We start from the raw sequence: 2851 nt of genomic DNA, 5'->3' as shown, positions 1-2851 counted from the left end.
GCCTCATCAACGCCCGCGGCTACGGCCACCACTCAGCCCGAACACTGACCTCAATGATCTATCTCTGCCTCGGCGGACTGCACCCTCAGCTACCCACAAGAACCTGAGGAGCCGCACACATGTTCGACAGCGCCGAGCCGAAGGATCTCATCGATGCGATGGGGTTGGCGGCGCGCGCCGAATCAGCCGCGATCGCGCAGCGGCTCGAGGCGGTAGCTGTGTTGTTCCGATGCCGCAAGCGCGAATACACCGAAGCCGGCTTCTTGCGCACCGACGTGTACGAGGCGGTGGCTGCGGAAGTGTCGGCGGCGCAGAACATCAGCCGGTCGCGGGCGAGGAACCAGGTGTCGATGGCGGTGTCGCTGTACACCCGGTTGCCCAGAGTCGCCGAAGCCTTCGCGCGCGGCGACATCGATTTCCGGATGGTGCAGATGGTGCTGACGCGCACCGAGAATGTCGAGGACGACGTGATCGGTGCCCTTGACGAGGCCATCGCGCCGAAGTTGTCTCGCTGGATGCGGTTGTCCAAGAAGAAGCTTCGCGATCGGGTGGACTTGTACGTGGCAGATTTCGATCCGGCCGGCGTACGGGTACCGCCGGTGGCCAAGGACAACCGGTACTTCGACGTGATACCAGATATGCCGGGGATGGCTTTTGCCGGGGGAGTGATGAATGCGCGCGATGCCGCGGCGCTGGATCAGCGACTCGAGGCGATCGCGGCGACGGTGTGCCCCAATGATCCGCGCACGCACAACAACCTGCGCGCCGATGCGGCAGGCGCCTTGGGGAGAGGGGAGTCGAGCCTGGCCTGCCAGTGCGGCGCCGAGGATTGCGCAGCTGCGGTGCTGAGGGAGTCCGCCGCGCAGGTGGTGATCCACATTCTTGCCGAGCAGGCCACAGTGGACGGCGCCGGCGACAAGCCGGGGTATCTGTCCGGGTTCGGGGTGTTGCCGGCCGAGGAGGTCCGTGCCGCGGCCAGGACCGCAAAGCTCAAGCCCGTGCGCCTGCCCGGCGCCGAACCGGAGAAGGGTTATCGGCCGTCGGCCGGACTCAAGGACTTCCTGCAGTGGCGCGATCTGACATGCCGGTTCCCCGGTTGCGACGCTCCGGTGGAGCGCTGCGATGTCGACCATACGACGCGGTGGCCGTTCGGGGTCACCCATGCGTCGGGGTTGAAGCATTACTGCCGTGCCCACCATGTGATCAAGACGTTCCTCACCGGGGTCTACGGATGGCGTGACGAGCAGCGCCGTGACGGCACGGTCGTGCTGACGGCGCCGACCGGGCATGTCTACGCCACCGAACCACTTGGCGGGCTGCTGTTTCCGACTTTGGCGACACCGACCGCGCCCCTGCCCGAAGTCGAGGTCCCCGACGAACCCGCTGGCAAGATCGCAATGATGCCGAAGCGGACCAGAACCCGTGAGCAGGAGCGGCAGGCCCGGATCGCGCGCGAACGCCGGCTGCGCATCGAGATCAACGCCGAACGTGAACGCCGACACCAAGAATGGCTCGCAGCGACCTACCAACCTCCGCCATTCTGACTCCCCGGCTCAGCCGGCCCCCTTGCCGTTGTCGACGCGATACACCGCGCCGTGGATGGCCGCGGCGTCGTCGCTGGCCAGAAACGCGATCGTCTTCGCCACGTCCTCGGTCTCCATGAATCCCCGCGGTGAGGCGATCCGCATGATCAGATCCCAGTCGGCGTTCTCCGGAGCCTCGAACTCGGTGGTCTGCGCAGTCGGCATGCCACCGGGGCAGATCGCGTTGACCCGCAGCCGCTCCTTGGTGAATTCGACGGCCAGCGCGCGCGTCAACCCGATCAGCCCGTGCTTGGCCGCGCAGTAACCGGCCGAGTACACCTCGCCCTCGACGCCGGCGATCGACGCGACGTTGACGATGTTGCCGCCCGACTCCAGCAGGTGCGGCAGCGCCGCCCGGCACAGATAGAACGGGCCGTTCAGGTTCACCGACAGATCGGCATCCCAGTCGCCGTCGGTCATCGAGACCGTGTGCCGCATCTTGTGGAAGCCGGCGATGTTGGCCAACACGTCGAGCCGGCCGAATCGGTCGACACAGTCGGCGACCGCCTGTGCGCACGCCGCGGCAGAGGTGATGTCCACCGACGAGTAACTGCCGCCGGGAATGTCGGCGAACACCTCGGCCATCCGGTCGGCATCGCGTGCGATGCCGAACACCGTTGCGCCGCGGTCGGCGAACAGTTTCGCCGTCGCCGCTCCCAGACCCGCGGATGCACCAGTGACCAACGCGACCTTGCCGCTCAGCTGACTCATGCCCACGACCTTCTCACGGGCCTCGCCAACGTCACACGGCGGAGCGCGGTTTCACCGGCGGGACCGCCGCGAGCAGCGCCCGCGTGTACTCCTGCTGCGGCGATGCGAAGAGTTCGTCGGCGGGGCGGTTCTCCACCACGGCGCCGTCACGCATCACGAGCACCTCGTGGCTGACCTGCCGGATCACCGCCAGGTCGTGCCCGATGAGCAGGTAGGTCAGGCCGAGTTCGCGCTGCAACCGAGACAGCAGGTCCAGCACCCGCGCCTGCACCGACACGTCCAGCGATGCCGTCGCCTCGTCGAGGATCAACAGATCCGGCTCGGCGGCCAGCGCACGGGCGATGCTGACGCGTTGCCGTTGCCCGCCGGAGAGCTCGTGCGGATACCTGTGCGCGAACTCCGTGGGCAGCCCCACCAGGCCGAGCAGTTCCTCGACGCGCCGTCGCCGGGCCGCTTTGCCGTCGGCCAGTTTGTGCACCACCAGGGGTTCTGCGATCGAATCGCCCACGCGGCCACGGGGGTTCAGCGACGAGAATGGGTCCTGGAACACCAGGCCG

General features: G+C 67.3%; 3 protein-coding genes. 1 reads left to right on the top strand and 2 read right to left on the bottom strand.

All coding sequences use genetic code 11. The features are described 5' to 3' along the window. The first annotated feature begins 119 nt into the window (after window positions 1-119). On the top strand, window positions 120-1544 hold the full coding sequence (locus tag ASJ79_RS21720; RefSeq protein WP_067959759.1) for an HNH endonuclease signature motif containing protein: 1425 nt from the start codon (window positions 120-122) through the stop codon (window positions 1542-1544). Between the two features lie 9 nt (window positions 1545-1553). Here ASJ79_RS21720 and ASJ79_RS21715 read toward each other — a convergent pair whose 3' ends face one another. Together ASJ79_RS21715 and ASJ79_RS21710 are read right to left on the bottom strand one after the other, a co-directional pair. After that, complete coding sequence (locus tag ASJ79_RS21715; protein ID WP_067959757.1) at window positions 1554-2294, bottom strand: SDR family NAD(P)-dependent oxidoreductase; 741 nt, start codon at window positions 2292-2294, stop codon at window positions 1554-1556. Window positions 2295-2325: 31 nt separating this feature from the next. After that, the coding region (locus ASJ79_RS21710; RefSeq protein WP_156448568.1) for an ATP-binding cassette domain-containing protein at window positions 2326-2851 on the bottom strand (526 nt) is incomplete at its 5' end.

This window comes from Mycobacterium sp. NAZ190054 (assembly GCF_001545925.1).
GTDB lineage: Bacteria > Actinomycetota > Actinomycetes > Mycobacteriales > Mycobacteriaceae > Mycobacterium.
Note: the sequence above shows the minus strand (reverse complement) of the source record. Positions and strands in the feature narration are given on the sequence as shown.